Genomic DNA, 22,084 nt, shown 5'->3' with positions numbered 1-22,084 from the left:
ATTGAGTCAGGGAGATCAGTGTCAGATCCGGAACTGCCGACCTCCGGGGCCGGAGTGGTCTACCCGGCGGCGGTGAGATCCTCGTCACGGGCACGGACAAGAGTCTCGATGGCTATCTTAGACCCACCGAGAATGACCGGACCGATGAGCAATCCGATCGGGCCAAATATCACCAGTCCGCCGAACACTCCCACGACGATGACCGCTGAATTCAATGCACCGCTATGCCCAATGATGATCGGCCGTGTATAAAAATCAGACACGCTAACGAGACTACCAAACACGAACAACATCGCCGCCGCAGTCGGTCTACCGACCACGAAAAGATAGCCCACGAGGGGGAGCCAGACCGCAAACGCGCCGACGAGCGGCAACAAAGCGAGAACGAACGTTAACACCATGAGTAACACCAGGTTGTTAAAACCAAGGAACCAGAAGGCGACGCCAAGCGCGAATGTCTGGATGAGGCCAGCTCCACCGTTCCCGATGATCGATGCCCACATGAGTCGGTTTACTTTTTGATGTAATTCGCTCTGGATCTCATTGCGTATCGGTACGGTTGCCCGAACCCAGGTCACGAGTCGATCGCCATCACGAAGCATCACGAACAGAACGAACACGGTGATGGTTAGGCCGATGAAGATATTGGGAAGGTTCTGAATGGCTTGACTGATTTGTACGGCAAGCATCTCGGCCGCACTTTCGATCATCTCACGATTGGCCCGAACGACGGCATGGATATCGAGTTCGATGCCCATTTCCAGCAGTCTCACTTCGATTTCGGTGACTCCCAGCTCGGCGTTCTGAATTGCTTGTACTACCGCGAACGCTTCTTGTGCCAACCGGCCAATGAGATATACGAGTGGTATTGCGACGCCGATTACAGTCATGATAGTCAACACGAGTGCAGAAAGATCACGCCGAATGTGATTCACCAGCCGTCGGTGGATTGGTGAAAGGAGATACGCGAAAATAACACCGAACAGGATATATTGTAGATACGGCATGATGACGAGGACAGCGAGAATGATAATTCCGAGGGTGAACACTACGATCGCTTGTTCTTCCGTGAACCAGGAAGGGTCACGATCGTCTGTATCCATCGTAGTAACTTGTCCGAGTAAGAAAAGCCCTCATACATATATAAAAATGACTCAGGGGTAACCGTAACGACTGACTCGGTCGCGTCGGGTATGGGACGACCTCGTAGACTACTTTCAGCATCCCGTGGATATGGTCAATTTCGAGGGGAGCTACGAGAAGGGTCCGATATACAGCGGCATGATCCCATATACAGAGAAATATCGCTTGACATGTACTCGAACACGTTTGAAGCCGGCAACGTGACTTGATCCGGGGTGGTGAACTCGCGCTCTCCATCTTATATCAGGTTTCTGATAATTATTTGATGGACAGAATCAGGTCGTGAAAGATGGACGGCGCGATTGTAGCACGTGGTTCGGCGGTATCTGCGAACGTGGAATCTGTTCGAGTGGGCAGATAGCGGCAGCTCGGGCGTGCAACCTTCTGAAAAATCGAAATTGTTGTCTGTCGCTTTGAACGACAGTTGTGTCTCGGTCTCAGTTACTGTCGGACGACGTTCGCCGCACGAGGCCCCTTGGGCGAGGACTCGATGTCGAACTCGACCTCAGTACCTTCCGTGAGGTCTTCGCCGCCGACATCCTCCATGTGGAAGAAAACGTCTTCGTCGTCGTCGAGGTCGCCGTCGTCAGTCGAGATGAAACCGTAGCCGCCAGTGTCGTTGAAGAAATCAACCTTACCGTTTGCCATTACAAACAAACAGAGGGCCGGACGAGGGATAACCCTTCCGAGGGTCGCGGTACCACGACTCCCCACAGTACATTCGCAGGCCCTATTTCACGTTCGATTCAGTGCCTCGAGATCGAAATAAACGAGGTCACCGTGTTGCAGTGATTCTCTCCAACTCACCCACTGTCCCCTCGCCGCGGATGGAAACCCATTAAACCCTCCACGTCCTTCTCACAGCCGGGAACAGCACGGCCGCAAATCTGACTCGCCCGTACGGGCTTGGGATTGCGGAAGTGCACCGACAGCTCCCGGCGGGCGCACCAGCCCGTCGTGGAGACGTCGGTGTTTCGCCTTCTGCGGCCGGCGTTCCAATCAGACAATGGCACGAATGCACACACGCCGACGCGGCTCGTCCGGTTCGGACAGGCCCGTCGCAGACGACCCACCGGAGTGGAGCGACGTCGAACCAGACGCCATCGAAGAGCGCGTCCTCGAACTCGCAGACCAGGGGTACGACCCCAGTCAGATCGGCATGAAACTGCGCGACGAGGGTGTCAAAGGCGTCCCGGTCCCCGACGTGAAGCTCGCGACCGGGAAGAAGCTCACCGAGATCCTCGAGGAGAACGACGCCGATCCGGAGTTCCCCGAGGACCTCCGGAACCTGATGGAACGCGCCGTCCGCCTTCGAAAGCACATGCAGGAGAACCCGCAGGACCACAGCAACAAACGGGCGCTCCAGAACACCGAGGCGAAGATCCGTCGCCTGGCCAACTACTACCGCGGCGACAAGCTCGACGACGACTTCAAGTACAAACACGAGAACGCTGTCGAGATGCTCGAAGAGTAGCACACACGACCGCACCCCCCACTACCGTACCCCCACACCCGATGTCCGAAACCGACGCCGTCGATCCGTCCGCCGACGCGAAAAGCGTCGCCGCTACCGTCCGGGAGGCGTCGTTCCTGACGCTGCTTCCCGTCCGTTCCGGCGACGCGATCGCCGCCGCGGGCCTCCTCGCGGACGCCGCGCGGGCGACCGGGATCCCGTTCCAGGTCAGGTCGATCGACGACCCGGACGGCCTGCTTTCGGCGGGACTTCCGAACGACGGCCCGGACGATCGGACGCTCGTGGTGGGATGCCAGTCGACGATCGCGGACGCCTCTCTCGCCGGAATAGCGACGACAGCCGACGGCAAACCCGCCAGCGCAGCCGCATACCGGACGGCGCTGGAACTCGGGGGTGACCCCGATCCGGTGCTCGCACTCGCGGGCGCGGTCGCCGCGGGGACCGTTCCCGGCGACGTCGGCACCGCGGCGATCCTCGATCGCGCGGAGGAACGCGACCGCCTCGAACGGCGACCCGGCGTCGGTCTTCCAGTCCGGGAACTCGCCGACGGGCTCGCACACTCCGTGCGGTTTCTCGCCCCGTTCTCGGGAGACACCGATCTGGCCGGAGACGCCCTCGATCGGTGGGGCCTCGCGGCGGACGCCGACGCGACGACGCTGGCGACCGACCGAAAGGAACGGGTCGCCTCCTTGCTCGCGATCGAGGTCGCGACCGCCGACGGGGCGATCCCGGAGGCTGCGACCGCCATCGAGGCCGTGTTGCGGCCGTACGCGACCGACGGGCCGTTCGCGACGCTTTCGGGCTACGCCGAGGTACTCGACGTACTGGCCAGCGAACGGCCGGGGACCGCGATCGCGCTCGCCCTCGACCGACAGGGCCCGGAGGGGCCGAACCACTCAGTCGAACTCCGCGAGAGCGCCCTCGAGACGTGGCGCGACCACGCCCGACGGACACACCGGGCGATCGATTCGGCGACCACCGGGCGATACGACGGCTCGCTGCTCGCCCGCGTCGACGCCGATCCCGAAGTGTTGTCGACGATCGCCCGGCTGCTTTGCGACTATCGGTCGCCGGAGCCGGTTGTGGTCGTGATCCAGCAGGGTACGGACGGCTCCGGCGGGGCGGCTGCCGGGGCGACCCGAGATCCCGGGACATCCGGGACGGCGCTCGAGGAGGCATTCTCGGAGGCGGCCGCCGAGTTCGACGGTACCGGTTCGGGAACGACCGCGAGCGCGACCGCAAGGTTCGACGGCGATCCGACCGAGTTCGCGGCCGCCGTCAGAGGGCGATTATGACCCGAAACACCGCCGACACCGACACCGACGTCGATTCCGACACCGACTGGGACCGCGGGGACCACGGCCGGTTCGCGCGGATCGAGACAGCACACGACGATCCGGCGGTGGTCGCGGCCGCGATCGCGCCGGACAACACCGCCGACGTCGACACCAAAGGGGTCGAATCCGACGGCGTGGTCCGGACACGCATCCGGCGGGAGACGACAGGCGGGCTCCAGTCGACGGTGGACGACTACGTGGTCAACGTGATCGTCGCAGAGCAGGTTTCAGGAATCGCATCGACCGACCGAATACGACACGAAACAGACGCAAACGACACACATCATGAGTGAACGATCAGTAAGCAAGCAGAAACGAGGCAAGCGGTGGTACACCGTGATCGCGCCCGAGCAGTTCGACCGGGCGGAGATCGGCGAAACCATCGCGGAGGAATCGGACATGATCATCGGACGAACCATCGAGACGACGCTCGGCGACATCACCGACGACGCCGGCGCGAACAACACGAAGCTGACGTTCAAGATCACGGACGTCGGCTCCGACTCGGCGTACACGGAGTTCGTCAAACACGAACTCACGCGGGACTACCTGCGGTCGCTCGTCCGTCGTGGCGCCTCGAAGATCGACGCGTCGATCACGGTGCTCACGACCGACGACTACCGGCTACAGGTCCAGCCGGTCGCGTTCACGACCAAGCGCGCGGATCGCTCCCAGGAGGAGGCGATCCGCCGGATCATGATCGATCAGGTCGAGTCGGCCGCCGGAGACCGCACCTTCGCACAGTACGTCGACAGCGTCGTCGAGGGGCGGCTCTCCTCGGCGATCTACGGCGACGCAAAGGAGATCTATCCGCTTCGCCGGGTCGAGATCCAGAAGCTCACCCTCGAGGCGCGTCCCGAGGAAGTCGCCGCAGAGGAGGAAGCTTCCGTCGATGTCGACGCCGAAGACGTCGCAGTCGACGAGTAACTGTCCGACTCAGTATCAGTCTTCGACGTAAACGCGGCCCGTCATACCCCCGGTTTCGTGGGGGACACAGACGTAGCCGTATTCCCCCGGCACCTCGAAGGTGTACGAGAAGGTGTCGCCCGACTCCATGATCCCGCCGTAGTCGTCCCACCACTCCTGCCGAGCAGTCATCTCGTCGTCGTAGCCACCGCTGGCGAAGTACTCCGCCCTCTCGGGGATGAGGTTCTCGTAGGCCGTGACGGTGTGAGCCCGGGCGCTCGTGTTTTTCCACACCACGGTCGTCCCCACCTCGACGGTCAGCTCCTCCGGGACGAACTCGGTTGCGGTCATCCCGACGTCGTACTCTTCGTTCCCCAGCACGCCCGAACAGCCCGCGAGCCCCGCGGCCGTCGGCACCGCCGCGGCCGCGAGAAACCGGCGCCGCTTCATGTGCGTCCCTGGGGGCGCCATCGATAAAGGATTCGCGGTCCCGCCAGCGGACCGTCCCGGTCGTCGAATGACCGTCGGCTAATCGCTCGCGGCGGAACCGTCCCGCTCCAGCGCGAACGTCTCGCCGACGATGTCCGTCGAGACTGGGCGCCCCACCGACAGCGGCGAGATGGAGATTTCGCCGTCGACAGCTGCCCGGCGGTCGGTACCCACCGGATCCGGGACGTCGAGGTTCAAAAACGACCGCCAGAACCGGTCGCGGAGTTCGATCCCCGCCTCGCCCCGTGCAGTCACCTCCGGATCGGTCGGGTCGACGGTCGTCACGTCGTAGCCCGTCGCCGGACGGGTGAACCGCATCGGCGGCCAGTTCGATTCCGATCTATCCGTTCCACCGATGGTACTGCCGAGGTTCCGCGCCGAGGCGGGGGCGGGCACGTTCACGTTCAGGTAGTCGGCACCCTCGATCGGACCGTCCGTGAGCCACCGGTCGACGAGCCGATGGGTGACGTCGGCAGCGACCGCGAAGTCGTCGACCGACGGCACGGCGTTTGTCGGGGGTAGATCGGAGAGATCGTACAGCGACACCGCGATCCCGGGGACCGAAAGCAGCGCCGCCTCGTGGGCCGCGCCGACCGTCCCGGACCGGCCGAGGATGTGTGCGCCGATGTTCGGCCCGTCGTTGCAGCCGGACACGACCAGGGACGGCTCGAGATCGAGGCCAGCGAACGCGAACGCCACGCAGTCGGCGGGAGTTCCTCGGACGGCGTATCCGAGTTCGTGCTCGTCGTACTCGAGCGTGCTCTCCCACCAGGTTCGAGCGCCGCCGGCGCCGCTCTGGTTCGTGGCCGGCGCGACAACCGTCACGTCGTACTCCGTCGAGAGGGCGTCGTACACCGCCCGAATCCCGGGGGCGTCGATCCCGTCGTCGTTCGTGAGCAGGAGCTCGGTCATACACGTTGCTGTCACCGAACGCTGATAGATGCTCCGAGAACGGCTGGACGGGAACTCGGTTCGAGAGACGTCGCTACCAAAAGCGGTGCTACCGAGAACCGTGCCTGTCGAGAACTGTGCCTGTCGAGAACCGTGCCTGCCGAGAACCGTGCCTGTCGAAGAGTCACTTGACGTTCAATCCGCCGCAACGGGGATTCGACACTCCCCCAGTTCGAGTACGTCGTCGAAGAAGCCGAGCGAGTCGTGCGGTCCCGGATTGGCCTCCGGGTGGTACTGGCGGGTGATGACGTTCGACTCCGTACACTCCAGTCCTTCGACGGTACCGTCGTTGACGTTCACCTGTGTCACCTCGAGATCGCCGACTTCGTCGACGGTGTAGCCGTGGTTCTGGGTCGTCATCACGACCTGATCGGTGCGGAGGTCACGGACCGGCTGGTTGACCCCGCGGTGACCGAACCGCATCTTCTCGGTGGTGCCGCCGAACGCCCGGGCGACGATCTGCTGTCCCAGACAGATCCCCGCGATCGGTACGTCGCCGACGAACGATTCAACGAGCGACTGGGCCTGCTGGAAGTTCGCCGGGTCGCCCGGCCCGTTCGAGACGAACAGGAGATCCGGATCGACGGCCGCAACGTCGGACCCGTCTGCGTCGTACGGGAAGACGTGGACGTCCGCCCCACGGGCGGTAAGCGAGTCGACGATAGAGCCCTTGACGCCGCAGTCGACGAGCGCAACGTCGTACTCGCCGCCGCCGTGGTACGTCGTCTTCGAGGAGACGCTCACTTGCGAGCCGATGTCCACGTGCTCGCTCATGTCCTTTGCGTTCGCGAGCTCCTCGCGTGCGTCCTCCGGCGTCGCGTCCGGACCGGCGGCGATCCCGCACCGCATCGCCCCCTCCTCCCGGACGGTCGTCACCAGTTCGCGTGTATCGAGGTGATCGATCGCCGGGACGCCCTCATCGGCGAGCCACGCGGCCACCTCGTCGGTGAATTCGCGGGCGATCGCGGCACGGGGATGGACGCGGTCGGACTCGAACCGCTCCGCTCGGACGCCGTAGTTACCGATCAGGGGGTACGAGAACGTGAGGATCTGCTCTTCGTACGAGGGGTCCGTAAGCGACTCTTCGTACCCCGTATAGGCAGTCGTAAACACCAGTTCGCCACGGGTACGCCCCGGCGAACGGGAACGTGCTTCGAACACGCGTCCGTCGGCCAGCGCGAGGTAGGCGCCCGACATTACGAGAAACGAATGAACTCCCGGGTAATAAGTGCGTCGTTCGAAGCGAAGTTACGAAATTCGTAATCGGTAAGGTGCTGGAGACACACTCTCGTGTATGGACGACCTCGATCGTCGCATCCTGAACATCCTCCGGCGTGACGCTCGAACGCCGTACACGGAGATCGCAGAGTCGGTCGGTACCTCCGAAGGAACCGTTCGCAACCGGGTCGAACGCATGACAGAGGAGGGTATCATCGAACGGTTCACGGTCACAACCCGGACGGGGAACGTGAAGGCGATGGTCGAAATCTCGGTGGCGATGGACGTCGACACCGCCGGCGTGTCAGAGCGGATGGCCGACTGGCCGGAGGTCGACTACGTCTGGCAGGTGTCCGGCGAGGAGGACGTCGTGTTGATCGTCGACGCGGTCGATACTCGCGCAGTGAACGAACTGATCTCCCAGGCGCGGGAGATGGACGAGGTGAAAAGCACCAAAACGCGACTGATTCTCGACGAGCGCCTCGGTTGACATTCTCCCCGGGGGGGTTTCGCCTTCAGTCTCCGTAAGCGCTTTCTCCACGACGACGTTTTCTCGAACGAATGACCGACACCGCCTGGCTCGACGACGCAACTATCTACACGCTCGATGTGAAGACGTTCTACGACAGCGACGGCGACGGCTGGGGGGATTTCCGGGGACTCATCGAGAAGCTCGAGTACATCGACGATCTCGGGGTCGACTGCCTGTGGATCCGGCCGTTCTACCCCAGTCCGCTCCGGGACAACGGCTACGACGTCGCCGACTACTACGCCGTCGACGACCGTCTGGGGACGGTCGAGGACTTCAGCGAGTTCACCGATCGGGCACACGACCGGGGCATCCGTGTGCTCACCGATCTCGTCTTCAACCACACCTCGATCGACCACGAGTGGTTCCAGCAGGCCCGTCGGGATCCCGAGTCGGAATACCGTGACTACTACCTGTGGACCGACGACGTCGAGAACGCCTACAACACGTTCAACATCTTCCCCGAACACGAGGACGGCGTCTGGTCGTACGACGATGTCGCCGGCGAACACTACTTCCATCAGTTCTTCCACCACCAGCCCGACCTGAACGTCCGAAATCCCGAGGTCCGGGAGGAATTTCACGACGTCCTCCGGTTCTGGCTCCGCCAGGGCGCCGACGGGTTCCGGATCGACGCCGCCCACCCGATGTTGATGCCCAAGGGACACGATGGCGGGACGCTCGAGGAACCGATCGAACTGTTCACGGAACTGAAACGGGTCGTCAGCGAGGAGAAGTCCGAAGCGATCCTGCTCGCGGAGGCGGACGATCAACCCGAGAAGCTTCCCTACTACTTCGGGGACGGAGAGGCGTTCGACCTGCAGTTCAACTTCGTGATGAACGCCCACCTCACCTACGCCATCGGGATCGAAGACACCTGGCCGCTCTACCGTGCCCACGAGATCGTCCCCGACGTCGAGGGGGTCGGCAAGTGGGCGAACTTCCTGCGCAATCACGACGAGTGGAACCTGTTGAAGCTCCCCGAGGAGGCGTTCCACCACGCCCGCGAGGCGTTCGGCGACGACGCGGGCGACTCGTGGATCTTCGAACGCGGCCATCGCCTCCGGCTCGCCGAGATCTACGACAACGATCTTGACCGCGTGGCGATGGCTCACAGCATGTTGCTGTCGCTGCCCGACGTCCCGGTGTTGCTCGCAGGCGACGAGATCGGAATGGGGTCGGATCCCTCACTACACGAGCGGGAGGCGGTCCGAACGCCGATGCAGTGGGACGACTCGGAGTACGCCGGCTTCTCGACGTCCGATCCCGGGAACGTGCACAACCCCGTCATCGACGACGGCGAGTACAGCTACGAGCGAGTCAACGTCGCCGACCAACTGGACGATCCCGGATCGTTGCTTTCGCAGGTCAGACAACTCGTCGACGCCCGGAGCCAGTGTCCGGAGATCGTCGACGGGATCTACTCGGTCGTCGACGTCGACCGCGACGACGTCTGGATCCACCGTTTCGATCACGGAGACAACCTGCTCGTATGTGCACACAACCTCGCGGACGAACCGAGGGAAGTCACCTGCGCGTTCGAACCCCCAGAGGACGTTTCAACGGCGATCGTCGGGGAGGGCGACTATCGCGTCGACGGGGGCGAATTGACCGTCGACCTCGGCGGCTGCGACTACGTCTGGATTCGCGCCGACAAGTGGGGCAAGCGAACCCCCAAACCAGGCGAGGTGCTGTCGCTGAATCGGTGATTCGAGAGGGCAGTCAACGCTGGTTCTCGGCGGAAACAACGGCGACGCTCTCGACACGGAGGTCCCCCGATGGCGTATCGACGTCGGAGCCCGACACGAGATCTATCGATTCGACCCTCTCGCCGGGAAGACTGACGTGTTCGGGCATCGGTGCGAAATTCAACACCACGACGAGCCGCTCGCCGTCAGCTTCGCGAGCGTACGCCACCACGCCGTCGTGGACGGCATCGATCTCGACGGGCTCGAACGCGCCGCCGGGACCGAGCGCGGGGCGCTCCCGCCTGAGGTCGTTCAGCGCCCGGTAGTGGCTCCGGAGCTCCTCGTCCGTGTCCGCCCAGGAAATCGTCTCGCGGCGGGTTCGCTCGCCGATCTCCTGGCCGGCATACAGGAGCGGAATCCCGGGGAGCGTGAAGATCGCACCCGCGGCCGCCTCCGTTTCAGGGCGACCACACTCCTCGAGGAATCGAGTCTCGTCGTGGTTCTCCATGTACTGGAGGAATCCAGCGTGGTCCGGAAAGCCGGTCTCGGCGCGTTGTCGGATCGCGTCCACCACCGCCCGGGCGGGCATCTCGCCGTGGCCGATCTGCCGCAGGTTGTGATACAGCGTGGTGTCGAAATGGACGTCGAAACAGAGCTCGTGGAACTCGGGAACGTACGGAATCGTCTCGTCGAGCAACAGGAACTCGCGGTCGTGGGACTTCACCCGGTCGCGGATCTCCTGCCAGAAGCTCGTGGGTACTGCCCACGCCATGTCACACCGGAACCCGTCGACGGACGGCGCCCACTCGTCGACGACGTCGAGCAGGTGCCGCCGCACGTGGAGGTTGTCGAAGTTGAAGTTCGCGATGTACGGCCAGTCGAAGTAGGTGGCCGGGGCGTCTTCCTCCTGGCTTTCCCACTCGTACCAGTCGCGATACTCCGGATCTCCCGCTTTCGCGCGCCTGAAGAACTCGTGCTCGCGGGCGGAGTGGTTGAGCACCAGGTCGAACAGCACCGAGATCCCGTAGTCGTGAGCCTCGTCGACGAACGCCTCGAACTCCTCCCGGGTACCCAGGTCGTCGGCGATCGAAAAGAAGTCGGTGATGTTGTAGCCGTGATCGAACCCGTCGTTCTGGAGCACCGGCGTCAACCAGATGCAGTCTACCCCGAACTCGGCGAGTTCCGGGAGCCGGTCTGTGATCGCCTCGAACGTCGGCTCGTCGCCGTCGGCGAACGTCCGGACGTAGATCTCGTACAGCGTAATCGACCGACTCCACGCCGGCGGCTCGTTGAGTCGATCCACGACTACCCGCCCGTCCTCCGTCGGTGCTATTGCCACCGCGTCCGACACGCTGTAGGTGTCGTTTGCGGGATCCACCGCAACCGCATGGATCCGACTGTACCCCGGGAGATCCGCCCGGTCGATCCGTGCCTCGTGGCCCTCGATCGTCAGGGCCGAATCCGACAGCGGGTCCCGGTCGTCGACGAGGAACTCGACCGCGAATCCGCCGGCAGGAACGTCGGCCCCCGGCGCCGGCTTCGGCGTCGCCGAAAGCACGACTTCCTCCTCCTCGATCCGTCCGTCGAGCCGAAGTCTGGGTCGCCCTCCCGCGCCGCCGTGGAACACGTCGTCGGAAACGTCGGCGAATTCCCCTGCTGAGCGACCGGCTTCCCCGCCCGAGAGACCGTTCACGCCGCCACTTATTCCACCACTCACCCCGCCACTCACCCCACCACTTATCCCACTACTTAAAACACCGCTCGCGCTGCCGTCACCACCGTCGCCACCGTCACCCTCGGTCTCGTCATCGCCATCGTCGACAGGTAGTGGCGGCTTCCGGGACGTCGGGAACACCCGCACTGTGAGCGCGTGCTCGCCGTCCGGTGCGTCGAGACGAATCTCGTAGGTGCCGGGGACGTCGGGTGTAAACTGTTCGACCGGATCGCGTCCCACGCTCGCGTCGCTTCCCTTCGGTGCGCTCCCGACGGACCACTCGTACTCCGCCGAAGGATCGGGATCCCTGGGGGCGAGGTTGATCGTCGATCCGACGCCGATAAACCGTGGGGGCCCGGGGTGGTGCATAGTTATTCACTATATCGGTAGTAACCGTCTTAGTTCTCCCTATCGCGTTCGGAGGTCGCCACCCCGTTCCCTCGCCGGGCAGAAAGTATTCACAAACGTACGCCGATAGTCGTTGCATGGTCGTCTCAACCGAATCAGCGATCGACCTCGCGGATGTCGATCTCAGAGACCTCCTGGATCGCGAGTACGAGAACGTCGTGGTGTACGGCGATGCGGATCCCGACTCGGTGCTCCACGAGGGGAACGTTCGTCTCCTTGCGAACGGCTGGGTCGAACTTCCGACCGACCGCCTCCTCTCGCCGGAAGCCGTCCACCACATCGACAAGAAATCCGAGTAACAGACAATCGATCGGCGGAACCACTAAGCCGATTCCGCCGTCCCAGTTCTGCATGGACATCGATGTCGTCGACATGGATCACGTCGCGATCCGCGTGACCGATCTGGAACGCTCGCTTTCGTTTTACCACGACCTGCTCGGAATGCCGGTCCGCGACCGGGACCGGTACGAGGCGGGCGAGGTACCGTACGTCGCCGTCGTTGCTGGCGGCCGACACGTCCATCTCGTTCCGACCGACCAAGGTGACGAAGGAGTAGAGGGCGACGAGAGAAACGCAGGATTCGACGTCGGCGGCGAGCACCTCTGTTTGCTCGTGCGCTCCGACCGGATCGACTCCCGGTCGGAGGTCGAAGCATTGCTAGCAGAGCTACGCGAACGAGGGATAGAGGTGGAATCCGGCGAGCCGCGGAAACGATACGGCGCGTACGGCCGGGCGTGGGCCGCGTACGTCCGGGACCCCGACGGACGCCGCGTAGAACTCAAGATCCACTGAGGGTCTGTCGGATCCGATCCCACGAAACCCATATATACTACCTGCATTGGAGGCGACGTACAGACGGGATACATCCGGGAGTGTTTCCGGGTCGAAAATCACCCCGACGCCGTCTTGTAGTTATATCCAGTAACAAATTTTCAAAATACCCGTACTTTTATTTTCCTTCAGACACAATTCATTACCAAGGAGTCAACCGACTGGGAGCCCCGCTTCTCCCGTTCGACCTCCAACACCCCGATCCAAATATGAGTGAGAACGTCCGACGGGACACGGACGACCGCGTCCGCCGTCGCGAGACCGAGGAGGAACGAGACGACGAACAGGTGACCTGCCCGGAGTGTGGCGGCCAGCTCGAGACGGACACCGAACACGGTGAAACCGTATGTGCAGACTGTGGACTGGTCGTCGAGACCGACGAGATCGACCGCGGCCCCGAGTGGCGCGCCTTCGACTCGAAGGAGAAAGACGAGAAGAGCCGCGTCGGCGCGCCGACCACGAAGATGATGCACGACAAGGGGCTGTCGACGAACATCGGCTGGCAGGACAAGGACGCCTACGGCAAGGCCCTCTCGAGTCGCCAGCGGGAGAAGATGCAGCGGCTCCGGACGTGGAACGAGCGGTTCCGCACTCGCGACTCGAAGGAGCGCAACCTCAAGCAGGCGCTCGGCGAGATCGACCGCATGGCCTCGGCGCTGGGGCTGCCCGAGAACGTCCGCGAGACCGCCTCGGTCATCTACCGCCGTGCGCTCGATGAAGACCTCCTGCCCGGCCGCTCGATCGAGGGCGTCGCCACCGCCGCGCTGTATGCGGCCGCACGCCAGGCCGGTACCCCTCGCAGCCTCGACGAAATCGCGGCCGTCTCGCGGGTCGAGAAAGACGAGATCGCCCGGACGTACCGCTACGTCGTCCGGGAACTGAAACTGGAGATCCAGCCCGCCGATCCCGAAAGCTACGTCCCCCGGTTCGCGAGCGATCTGGGCCTCTCGGAGGAGGCCGAACGCCGCGCGCGACAGCTGCTCAAGACCGCAAAAGATCAGGGCGTCCACTCCGGGAAGTCGCCCGTCGGGCTCGCAGCTGCCGCCGTGTACGCCGCGGCGCTTCTCACAAACGAGAAGGTGACCCAAAACGACGTGAGCGAGGTCGCGAACATCTCCGAGGTGACGATCCGGAACCGCTATCACGAGCTGCTCGAGGCCGAAGAGGAAGTCCAGCTCCCGTGAGCGCTCGTCGAGCCGATTCCTCGATGGCCTGATCGACGGTCCTTTTATATCACCGCTGTTTTTTATATCACCGCTGTTATCGGCCGGCATGGAGACGACCCGCCACTTCGTGGCGACGGTGTACGTCGTCAACGGCGGCGCAACCGCGTTGCACCGGCATCCGAAGCTCGGACTGTGGCTCCCGCCGGGCGGCCACATCGATCGCGACGAACTCCCTCACGAGGCGGCGCTGCGTGAAGCCCGCGAGGAGACCGGCCTCGATCCAACGCTTGTAACCACCGGCCCGATCTACGAGTCCGAGACTGCCCGGACGATTCCGACGCCACAGCACCTCCTGCTCGAGGACATCAACGTCCATCCGGACGGCACCGTCGGCCATCAACACGTGGACCACGTGTACTTCGCCCGGGTCGAGAGCCGAGAGATCAGCCCGAACGACGAAGACGAGGTTGCGGCCGACGGCTGGGAGTGGTACGACAGGTCTGCGCTTCGGGAGGCCGATCTCGACGAGGACGTCGCCCAACTCGGGATCGACGCGATCGAGACTGTTTCCCGCGTCGACGCCGAGCAGCGGTAGGTCTAAACCGCGAGGTGTCGAATTCGACCGATAGATGCGACTCCGGGTCAACTGGCGTGCGAGTCTGGGGCTGGTCGGAAGCATCCTCAAGTGGCTCGCGTTGCCGCTTTCGTTCCCCCTCCTCCTCGCCGTGTACTACGGCGAACCGACGACGCCGTTCGTCGTCGCGCTCATGGTCGCACTCGGCGTCGGGGGCGGGCTCGAGCAGTTTCGCGGCAAAGGAAATCTAGGGGGTCGGGAAGCCTTCCTGATGGTCGCGCTGGCGTGGCTTTCGGTGGCCGTCGTCGGGGCGATCCCGTTTCTGGTGGCCGGAAACGGCGTCGTCGGCCAGCCGATCGACGCGCTGTTCGAGGCGATGTCAGGAATCACGACGACCGGCGCGACCGTTCTCGAGGATTTCTCTGCACACTCGAACTCCATGCTGATGTGGCGTCAGGTGATCCAGTGGATCGGTGGGCTCGGAATCCTGGTGCTCGCGCTGTCGGTACTGTCGCAGCTGTCGATCGGTGGGGCTCAGCTGATGGAGACCGAATCACGGACGCAGGACGTTCACAAACTCTCGCCGCATATTGCCGAGACTGCCCGGACGCTGTGGTCGCTGTACGCCGGGGTGACCGCCCTGTGTGCGGCATCGCTGTACGGCCTCCACCTCGTGGGGATGGCGCCGAACATGACACCGTTCATGGCGCTTTCACACGCGTTCACCGGGGTCGCGACCGCCGGCTTCTCACCGTCGCCGGGGAGTCTGGGGGCGTTCTCGGCGGCGGCCCAGTGGACGATCATCCCGTTTATGATCATCGGCGCGACCAACTTCATTCTCATCTACTACTTCGTCCAGGGGGACTGGGGGCGCCCGGCCGAAAACGAGGAATTCCGGTTTTATCTCGGCGTGCTCGCCGGGACGGTGGTGCTTGTCGTGCTGTTGCTGTTGACGGACCCATCCATCTCGTATCCCTTCGAAGAGCGGCTCCGACACGCGACGTTCCAGGTCGTCTCGATCATGACGACGACCGGCTTTGCGACCGCCGACTTCAACACCTGGTCGCCGGCCGCCAAACACGTCCTGTTCGTGTTGATGTTCCTCGGCGGCATGGCCGGATCCACCACCTGTTCGATCAAACTGCTCCGCTGGCTCATCGTCGTCAAGGCGCTCCGTCGGGACCTGTTTACTGCGGCACATCCCGACGCCATCAGACCGGTGCGACTCAGCGGTCAGGTCGTCGACGAGGAGACGATCCGGGACACCTACGCGTTCACCTTGTTGTCCCTCTTGCTCTTTTTCGGACTCGCGATCTTCGTCGCCGTCGACAGCGCCCGGATCGGACTCGGGATCGACGAGTTCGAGGCGCTCGGTGCGGCGGCGGCGACCTTCTTCAACATCGGCCCGGCGTTCGGCATCGCCGGCCCGTTCGACAACTACTACCCGTTTTCGGACGCGACCAAGGTCGCGATGATCCTGTTGATGTGGGTGGGCCGAATCGAAATCATCCCGGTCCTCGTGCTGTTGACCAGATCGTACTGGCAGTCGTAGCTTCAGTACGAGTCGACCACCTGAAAGGAGACGACGGATCAGACGGCGTCTTCCACGGCGCTTGCCGCCCGGATGATCGTCTCCTCGCCGAACCGTGGACCGACGAACTGGAGCCCGACCGGAAGGCCGTCGGCAGTCCCCGCAGGGACGGAGATGGCGGGCAGGTTCGCGAGATTGACTGGCGTCGTGTTCGCGTCGGCGAGATACATCTGTAAGGGATCCTCGAGGCTCTCGCCGAGTTCGAACGGCAACACCGGCATCGTCGGCGACGCCAGCACGTCCACCTCCTCGAAGGCGGCGTCGAAGTCCTGTTTCACCCACGCGCGAGCGTCCTGGGCCTTCTTGTAGTACTTGTCGTGATACCCCTCCGAGAGGGCGTACGTCCCCAGAAGGATCCGGCGTTTGACCTCCGCGCCGAACGCCTCCCGCGTCTCGGCGAACGTCTCGTTCCAGTTGCCGTCGTGACCCGCCGAATGGCCGTACCTGACGCCGTCGAACCGCGCAAGGTTCGAGGACGCCTCCGACATCGCGATAACGTAATACGCCTGTACCGCGTGATCCACCGAGGGAAGGGACACCTCGACGGTTTCTGCGCCCCTCGACTCGAGGGATCCGATCGCGTGATCGACGGTTTCGACGACGCGTTCGTCTGCGCCGTCGAAAAGCTCCGTCGGGATCCCGATCGTCATCCCGTCGACGTCGCCGTCCGCGGCGGCCGCGTAGTCAGTTGCTTCGGCTGGATGACGGTCGAACTCGTCGATTTCGTCGTACCGGGTCGTCGCGTCGCGTTCGTCGGGACCGGCGATCGCGTCCAGCAGCGCGGCGGTGTCCTCGACAGTGGACGCGATCGGCCCGATCTGCTCCAGGGAGTTGGCGTACGCTACCAGTCCGTACCTGGAGACGAGTCCGTAGGTGGGCTTGATGCCGACGACGCCACAGAACGCGGCCGGACACCGGACCGATCCGCCGGTGTCGGAACCGAGCGCGAGGTCGGCAGCCCCCGCCGCGACCGCCGCCGCCGACCCGCCCGAGGAGCCGCCCGGAACGCGATCGGTGTCGGCAGGGTTTCGCGTCGGGCCGAACGCCGACGTCTCGGTCGTCGTCCCCATCCCGAACTCGTCCATGTTCGCCTTTCCGACCATCGTCGCCCCGGCCGCCAGGGCACGCTCCACGACGGTGGCGTCGTACGGTGGCACGTAGTCTGCGAGCATCTCCGAGCCGCAGGTGGTTCGAACGCCCTCTGTGGAGATGTTGTCCTTGATCGCGATGGTCTCCCCGGCGAGCGGTCCCTCCGCCCCGCGGTCGACCGTCTCCTCGGTGATGTAGAGGTTGAGGTCTGTGCTCATCTCACGACACCCGCGGTCCCTTGAACTTCCCGTCCTCCGACTCGGGTGCGTTCGCGAGCGCGTCCTCCTGGGACAGCCCGTCTTCGACTTCGTCCTCGCGGAGGACGTTCACGAGTTCCGTTTCGCGGTCGACCTCCGGCACCTCGTCCAGCGTGTCGAAGTACTCGAGTACCTCGGAGAACTGCTCGGCGAACTCCCCGGGCTCACCCTCGTCCAGCGCGACCCGCGCGAGTGCGGCGACGTGTTCGACGTCGTCGGTCGTAACCGTCGGTTCGCTCATACGCGGAGGTGTTTCGGCGCGAGAGTAAGGGTTTCGATGCCGGAGCCGCGTTGCGCTCCGGGAGATCGTTTATATACGATACCGGGAACACACTCGCCGTGGTCACCACGGACGCGATAGCCCGGACGCTTCGAACACTCGCCGAACGCACAGCCACCGCGAAACCGCCCTACGCCGGCGTGATCGAGGAGGCCGATGCAGCACTCGGAGAGCTCGACCGCGCCGCATCGTTCGTCGACACCGACGGACTGATCCGGCTCTCCGAGGCGACCGACTCCGCCCGCCGCGACGAGCGCGAGGAACTCGCCGAGCGGGGAGAAACGGCGCTCGGAGCCTACCAGCGGCTCCGGGAGGCAGCAGCCGGGGATGTGACGCGGTCACCCGAACACCGGGGCCGAACTCCCCCCGAAAAGGGAAGCCCCAGCGAGCCAAACCGGAGCGTTCGCGGAACCCATATACCACAGAAGGTGCAACGTTCGACGAATGACACCGGCTGACGGATCGGACTCACCCGAGGGAACGACGCGGGTGATCCACACCGGCGACACCCACGTCGGCTACGAGCAGTACCACTCCCCCGAGCGACGACGTGACTTCCTCGAGGCGTTCGAGCAGGTCGTCGACGACGCGACCGAGGAGGACGTCGACGCCGTCGTCCACGCCGGCGACCTGTTTCACGACCGTCGGCCGTCGCTGCCGGATCTGCTGGGAACGCTCGAGTTGCTCCGGCGGCTCGACGCGGCCGAGATTCCATTCCTCGCGGTCGTCGGAAACCACGAGTCGACGCGGGGTGGACAGTGGCTGGACCTCTTCGAGAGCATGGATCTCGCGACCAGACTCGGCGAGGAGCCAGTCGTGATCGGCGGAACCGCGTTTTACGGCCTCGATCACGTGCCGGAATCCCGGCGGGACGAACTCGAGTACGAGTTCGAACCCACCGATGCCCCTCACGCCGCGCTCGTGAGCCACGGCCTGTTTACCCCCTTTGCCCACGCGAACTGGGACACCGAAACCGTGCTCTCGGAGTCGACGGTCGCGTTCGACGCGATACTTTTGGGCGACAACCACGTTCCAGACACCGCGACGGTCGACGGAACCCGAGTGACCTACTGCGGTTCGACCGAACGAACCAGCGCGAGCGAGGAGTCTCCCCGGGGCTACAACCTCGTCACCTTCGACGCCGACACCCTGGGGCCGGACGGCGTCGAGATCCGCCGGCGGACGATCGAGACCAGACCGTTCGTGTTCGTCGAGGTCGAACTGGCCGACGGCGAGGGCGTCGAACGTGTTCGCGAACGCGTAACACAGCACGACCTCGAGGACGCCGTCGTGATCGTCCGGATCGAGGGAGGTGGTGAGCCGGTGACGCCGGCGTCCATCGAAGAGAAAGCACAAAAGAAAGGCGCGTTGATCGTGCGGGTAACCGACCGTCGGGAGGTCGACCCGGCGGAGGAGATTTCGGTTTCGTTCGGCGACCCGGACGAGGCGGTTCGGGAACGGATCCGGGAGGAGGGGTTCTCTTCGGCCGCCCGGGAGTTCGACGACGTGGTTCGCACGGAGGAGATTCCGGATTCGAACGTTCGTGCCGAGGTGAAAAACCGACTGTCCGACCGGATCGAATCGGAGGGACTGAAGGCGCTGACGGCGACTGAACCCGATGTACCGAATGACGGCAAGGACGGGAACGTCAACCAGACGGACGACGGCAAGGACGAGCACGTCGACCGGAGCGGAGACGGCAAAGAGGAATCGGACGCAACTGGAACCGACGGACAACGATCAATGGAGGAGTACCTATGAGGTTCGAGCGCCTCGAACTAACGAACTTCAAGCCGTATGCCGACGCGGAGGTACGACTCCGGGACGGCGTCACTGTGATTCACGGGCTCAACGGCAGCGGGAAATCGTCGCTCCTGGAGGCGTGTTTCTTCGCGCTGTACGGCGCGAAGGCGCTCGACGGCACCCTCGAGGAGGTGGTCACCAACGGGCAAGAGGAGACCGAAATCGAACTGGCGTTTCACCACGACGGTAATGACTACCGGATCTACCGCCGGATCCGCGCGAGCGGCGACCGGGTGAGCACCGTCGATTGCACCCTCGACGGACCGGACGTCACCGTCGACGGGGCGCGCGACGTCCGGCGGTTCGTCACCGAACTGCTCCGGATGGACGCGGAGGCGTTTCTCAACTGCGCGTACGTCCGACAGGGGGAGGTGAACAAGCTGATCAACGCGAGCCCGAGTCAGCGACAGGACATGATCGACGACCTGCTGCAGCTCGGGAAACTCGAAACCTACCGCGAGCGGGCCGGCGATGCGCGGCTCGGGGTCGAGGACCTGCTCAATTCCAAACGGACGTTACTGGAGGACAAAACCGACCGAATCGAACGGAAGGAAAACGCCGACCTCCACGGCCGGCTCAACGAACTCGAATCGCGGCTCGGCGAGGTCGACGACGAGATCGAACGGGTCGAATCGCAGATCGACGAGGCCGAAGAGACGAAAGCCAACGCAGAGCGCGTACTCGAAGAGTACGAAGAGAAAACGGCCGAGATCGAGGCGTTAGACGGCGAAATCGAGGAAATAGAGGAAACGATACGGGAGGCCGAAACCGAGCGAGAAACGCTCCGAGAACGGATCACCGAGACCAGAGAACGCATCGACGACCTCGAAAGCGAACTCGAGACGGCCCGGGACGACGCAGAGCTCGAGGCTGCGACCGACGAGGCGATCGCCGCCCGTCGGGACGTACTCGACGACAGGGAGGCCGACCTCGAAGAGCAACTGAGCGATCTTCGGGTAACCCAGGAGGGGTTCCGGAACCAGGCAACGAACCTCGCCGAGAAGGCGACGACGCTCGAAAACCGGGCCGAGGAGACCGAATCGGACGCAGCGGAGGCAGAATCCGACGCGGCGACGGCCGACCGGACGGCACAGGAACACGAGGAAAAGCTGGAGTCGATCGACGGCGAGATCGACACTGTCCGGGATCAGTTCGACGAGGCGGACGTCGAACCCGGTACCGCCGACGGCCTGCGCGAGGAGATCCAGTCGGAACTGTCGACCGCCCGCGAACGCGTCGCCGAACTCGAGACCGAACTGTCGAACGCTCGCGAGCGCGTCGCGGAGGTCGAAGAGTTGCTCGCGGCCGGCAAGTGCCCGGAGTGTGGACAGCCGGTCGAAGGCTCCCCGCACGTGGATTCGATCGACGAGGACCGCGAACGCGTCGCCGAACTCGAGACCGAACTGTCCGACGCACGCGATGCGGTGAGCCGTCTCGAAGAGCGACTGGCGGACGCTGAAGAACTCCGCGAGGCCGAACAGCGTCTCGCGGAGCTGGAAAACGCCAAAGAGCTCCGCGAGGAGCGGCTCACGAACGCCCGGGAGACGGCCGAAGAGCGACGAGAGCGGGCCGAAACGCTTCGTGAGAAGGCCGATGAGCTGCGGGAACAGGCCGCCGAGGCCGCGGAGGTCGCCGAGACGAAACGGGAGGAGGCAGCCGAGACCCGAGAGCGCATCGAGCACCTCGAAGGAAAACTTGAAACGATCGAGTCCGAACGGGAGACGCTCTCGTCGATCGAGTCCACGCTCGAAGAGATCGACGAACTGGAGGAGAGAATCGACCGCCACCGCGAACGGCGGTCGACACTCGAGGAACTGAACGACGAACGGCGAGAGCGTCTCCGGGAAAAGCGCGAGGCGAGGGACGAACTCCGGGAGTCGTTCGACGACGACCGGGTCGAAGCGGCCAGAGAGAACAAACGAACGGCCGAGGCGTACCTCGAAGAAGCGAAACCCGAACTCGAGGGGCTCGAGGAGACGAGAGACGAACTCCAGAACTCGATCGGCGGCGTAAAAAAGGAGCTGTCGGAACTCGAACGCCTGCGGGAAGAGCGGGACCAGTTGGCCGAACGGGTCGACGCCCTGGAGTCGGTCCACGAGGAGGCCGAGTCGCTCGAACAGCTGTACGGCGATCTCCGTGCGGAGTTGCGCCAGCGGAACGTCGAGACACTCGAGGGGATGCTCAACGAGACGTTCGAACTCGTGTACGGCAACGATGCCTACTCGCACATCGAACTCGACGGCGAGTACGAACTCACAGTGTACCAGAAGGACGGCGAACCGCTCGAGCCCGCACAGCTTTCAGGGGGAGAGCGGGCGCTTTTCAACCTGGCGTTGCGGGTCGCGATCTACCGGCTGTTGTCGGCCGGGATCGAAGGGGCCGCACCGACACCGCCACTCATTCTCGATGAACCGACCGTGTTCCTCGACGCCGGCCACGTTTCCCGGCTGGTCACGCTCGTGGAGGAGATGCGGGAATTCGGGGTCCGCCAGATCGTGATCGTGAGTCACGACGAGGAGCTCGTCGCGGCCGCAGACGACCTGCTCACCGTCGAGAAGGACGCGACGACGAACCGCTCGAGCGTCCGACGCGAGGAGATGCCGGCGATTCCGTCCCTTGCAGGAGACGATTGAGCC

Annotated in this window: 22 protein-coding genes; 14 read left to right on the top strand and 8 right to left on the bottom strand. The window is 63.9% G+C overall.

Annotation, left to right across the window (positions count from 1 at the left end; all coding sequences use genetic code 11):
* Nucleotides 1-59: 59 nt before the first annotated feature.
* Both AArcSl_RS13355 and AArcSl_RS13350 read right to left on the bottom strand, forming a co-directional pair.
* Entirely contained in the window at nt 60-1,103 is a 1,044-nt protein-coding gene (locus AArcSl_RS13355) for an AI-2E family transporter (protein ID WP_119820232.1), read from the bottom strand.
* A 481-nt stretch (nt 1,104-1,584) separates the two neighbouring features.
* Complete coding sequence (locus AArcSl_RS13350) at nt 1,585-1,791, bottom strand: cold-shock protein (protein WP_008418277.1); 207 nt, start codon at nt 1,789-1,791, stop codon at nt 1,585-1,587.
* 358 nt (nt 1,792-2,149) lie between these two features.
* On the opposite strand from AArcSl_RS13350, the gene AArcSl_RS13345 reads away from it, so the two are divergent.
* The 4 genes from AArcSl_RS13345 to AArcSl_RS13330 are packed head-to-tail and all read left to right on the top strand — an operon-like array spanning nt 2,150 to nt 4,881.
* On the top strand, nt 2,150-2,617 hold the full coding sequence (locus AArcSl_RS13345) for a 30S ribosomal protein S15 (protein WP_119820229.1): 468 nt from the start codon (nt 2,150-2,152) through the stop codon (nt 2,615-2,617).
* 41 nt (nt 2,618-2,658) lie between these two features.
* Nucleotides 2,659-3,912 carry an exonuclease RecJ gene (locus tag AArcSl_RS13340; RefSeq protein WP_119820227.1) on the top strand — a complete coding sequence of 418 codons (1,254 nt, stop codon included), beginning with the start codon at nt 2,659-2,661 and terminating at the stop codon, nt 3,910-3,912.
* The gene (locus AArcSl_RS13335; protein WP_394337305.1) at nt 3,909-4,247 is read left to right on the top strand and encodes a KEOPS complex subunit Pcc1; all 339 of its coding nucleotides are present in this window, start codon (nt 3,909-3,911) and stop codon (nt 4,245-4,247) included. Before AArcSl_RS13340 ends, AArcSl_RS13335 begins: the two co-directional genes overlap by 4 nt.
* Nucleotides 4,240-4,881 carry a 30S ribosomal protein S3ae gene (locus AArcSl_RS13330; RefSeq protein ID WP_119820224.1) on the top strand — a complete coding sequence of 214 codons (642 nt, stop codon included), beginning with the start codon at nt 4,240-4,242 and terminating at the stop codon, nt 4,879-4,881. Before AArcSl_RS13335 ends, AArcSl_RS13330 begins: the two co-directional genes overlap by 8 nt.
* A 15-nt stretch (nt 4,882-4,896) precedes the next feature.
* Here AArcSl_RS13330 and AArcSl_RS13325 read toward each other — a convergent pair whose 3' ends face one another.
* The 3 genes from AArcSl_RS13325 to carA all read right to left on the bottom strand — a co-directional run bounded on the left by AArcSl_RS13325 (nt 4,897) and on the right by carA (nt 7,497).
* A complete protein-coding gene (locus tag AArcSl_RS13325) occupies nt 4,897-5,310 on the bottom strand; it encodes a cupredoxin domain-containing protein (protein ID WP_119820220.1) in 414 nt (137 codons plus the stop codon).
* 78 nt (nt 5,311-5,388) lie between these two features.
* Nucleotides 5,389-6,261: a 5'/3'-nucleotidase SurE gene (gene surE, locus AArcSl_RS13320; RefSeq protein WP_119820217.1), complete on the bottom strand. Its 873-nt coding sequence runs from the start codon at nt 6,259-6,261 to the stop codon at nt 5,389-5,391.
* 174 nt (nt 6,262-6,435) lie between these two features.
* Nucleotides 6,436-7,497 (bottom strand): glutamine-hydrolyzing carbamoyl-phosphate synthase small subunit, encoded by a 1,062-nt coding sequence (carA, locus tag AArcSl_RS13315; RefSeq protein ID WP_119820213.1) that lies wholly within the window; start codon nt 7,495-7,497, stop codon nt 6,436-6,438.
* A gap of 97 nt (nt 7,498-7,594) precedes the next feature.
* On the opposite strand from carA, the gene AArcSl_RS13310 reads away from it, so the two are divergent.
* Entirely contained in the window at nt 7,595-8,008 is a 414-nt protein-coding gene (locus AArcSl_RS13310) for an Lrp/AsnC family transcriptional regulator (RefSeq protein ID WP_119820210.1), read from the top strand.
* A gap of 71 nt (nt 8,009-8,079) precedes the next feature.
* A complete protein-coding gene (locus AArcSl_RS13305; RefSeq protein ID WP_119820207.1) occupies nt 8,080-9,756 on the top strand; it encodes an alpha-amylase family protein in 1,677 nt (558 codons plus the stop codon).
* Nucleotides 9,757-9,769: 13 nt separating this feature from the next.
* Here AArcSl_RS13305 and malA read toward each other — a convergent pair whose 3' ends face one another.
* Entirely contained in the window at nt 9,770-11,818 is a 2,049-nt protein-coding gene (gene malA / locus AArcSl_RS13300) for an alpha-amylase MalA (protein ID WP_119820203.1), read from the bottom strand.
* 116 nt (nt 11,819-11,934) lie between these two features.
* Here malA and AArcSl_RS13295 point away from each other — a divergent pair, with 116 nt between their 5' ends.
* The 5 genes from AArcSl_RS13295 to AArcSl_RS13275 all read left to right on the top strand — a co-directional run bounded on the left by AArcSl_RS13295 (nt 11,935) and on the right by AArcSl_RS13275 (nt 15,980).
* Nucleotides 11,935-12,156: a hypothetical protein gene (locus AArcSl_RS13295; protein WP_119820200.1), complete on the top strand. Its 222-nt coding sequence runs from the start codon at nt 11,935-11,937 to the stop codon at nt 12,154-12,156.
* A 52-nt stretch (nt 12,157-12,208) separates the two neighbouring features.
* The gene (locus tag AArcSl_RS13290) at nt 12,209-12,649 is read left to right on the top strand and encodes a VOC family protein (protein ID WP_119820197.1); all 441 of its coding nucleotides are present in this window, start codon (nt 12,209-12,211) and stop codon (nt 12,647-12,649) included.
* Nucleotides 12,650-12,897: 248 nt separating this feature from the next.
* Nucleotides 12,898-13,872 (top strand): transcription initiation factor IIB, encoded by a 975-nt coding sequence (locus tag AArcSl_RS13285; protein ID WP_119820194.1) that lies wholly within the window; start codon nt 12,898-12,900, stop codon nt 13,870-13,872.
* 88 nt (nt 13,873-13,960) lie between these two features.
* Nucleotides 13,961-14,449, top strand: a complete 489-nt coding sequence (locus AArcSl_RS13280; protein ID WP_119820191.1) for an NUDIX hydrolase — start codon at nt 13,961-13,963, stop codon at nt 14,447-14,449.
* Nucleotides 14,450-14,483: 34 nt separating this feature from the next.
* A complete protein-coding gene (locus tag AArcSl_RS13275; RefSeq protein ID WP_119820188.1) occupies nt 14,484-15,980 on the top strand; it encodes a TrkH family potassium uptake protein in 1,497 nt (498 codons plus the stop codon).
* A 38-nt stretch (nt 15,981-16,018) separates the two neighbouring features.
* Here AArcSl_RS13275 and gatA read toward each other — a convergent pair whose 3' ends face one another.
* Entirely contained in the window at nt 16,019-17,326 is a 1,308-nt protein-coding gene (gene gatA / locus AArcSl_RS13270) for an Asp-tRNA(Asn)/Glu-tRNA(Gln) amidotransferase subunit GatA (RefSeq protein ID WP_119820185.1), read from the bottom strand.
* Between the two features lies 1 nt (nt 17,327).
* Nucleotides 17,328-17,606: an Asp-tRNA(Asn)/Glu-tRNA(Gln) amidotransferase subunit GatC gene (gene gatC, locus AArcSl_RS13265; RefSeq protein ID WP_119820182.1), complete on the bottom strand. Its 279-nt coding sequence runs from the start codon at nt 17,604-17,606 to the stop codon at nt 17,328-17,330.
* Between the two features lie 98 nt (nt 17,607-17,704).
* Between gatC and AArcSl_RS13260 the strand changes: the two genes are divergently transcribed.
* Genes AArcSl_RS13260 through rad50 form a run of 3 tightly spaced genes read left to right on the top strand, consistent with a single transcriptional unit; the run spans nt 17,705 to nt 22,081 of the window.
* On the top strand, nt 17,705-18,103 hold the full coding sequence (locus tag AArcSl_RS13260) for a hypothetical protein (RefSeq protein WP_193588471.1): 399 nt from the start codon (nt 17,705-17,707) through the stop codon (nt 18,101-18,103).
* Nucleotides 18,090-19,406: a DNA double-strand break repair protein Mre11 gene (gene mre11 / locus AArcSl_RS13255; protein ID WP_119820179.1), complete on the top strand. Its 1,317-nt coding sequence runs from the start codon at nt 18,090-18,092 to the stop codon at nt 19,404-19,406. Before AArcSl_RS13260 ends, mre11 begins: the two co-directional genes overlap by 14 nt.
* Nucleotides 19,403-22,081, top strand: coding sequence for a DNA double-strand break repair ATPase Rad50 (gene rad50 / locus AArcSl_RS13250; protein WP_119820176.1), 2,679 nt, complete (start codon nt 19,403-19,405; stop codon nt 22,079-22,081). The genes mre11 and rad50 overlap by 4 nt, the downstream gene beginning before the upstream one ends.
* Nucleotides 22,082-22,084 lie beyond the last annotated feature (3 nt).

Origin of the sequence: Halalkaliarchaeum desulfuricum (assembly GCF_002952775.1) — an archaeon.
Classification (GTDB): domain Archaea; phylum Halobacteriota; class Halobacteria; order Halobacteriales; family Haloferacaceae; genus Halalkaliarchaeum; species Halalkaliarchaeum desulfuricum.
The sequence above is the reverse complement of the archived record's forward strand: the minus strand, read 5'-3'. Positions and strand labels throughout refer to the sequence as shown.